Annotated in this window: 1 pseudogene; it reads left to right on the top strand. The window is 51.9% G+C overall.

Going from position 1 to position 212, the window contains the following annotated elements:
• A pseudogene (locus CHH91_RS19800) lies at positions 1 to 212 on the top strand (urocanate hydratase); the annotation flags it as partial.

Raw genomic sequence — 212 nt, 5'->3', positions numbered from 1 at the left:
CGGGCAAATGACAGCTGGAAGTTGGATTTATATTGGTAGTCAAGGCATTGTTCAAGGGACTTACGAGACGTTTGCCGAATGTGCACGACAACATTTTGGCGGTTCATTAAAAGGGACGATTACCGTAACGGCTGGATTAGGCGGCATGGGCGGCGCCCAACCGTTAGCCGTCACGATGGCAAATGGCGTGGCTATTTGCGTTGACGTGGACC

Source organism: Virgibacillus sp. 7505, assembly GCF_002272135.1.
Classification (GTDB): domain Bacteria; phylum Bacillota; class Bacilli; order Bacillales; family Amphibacillaceae; genus Terribacillus.
The sequence above is the reverse complement of the archived record's forward strand: the minus strand, read 5'-3'. Positions and strand labels throughout refer to the sequence as shown.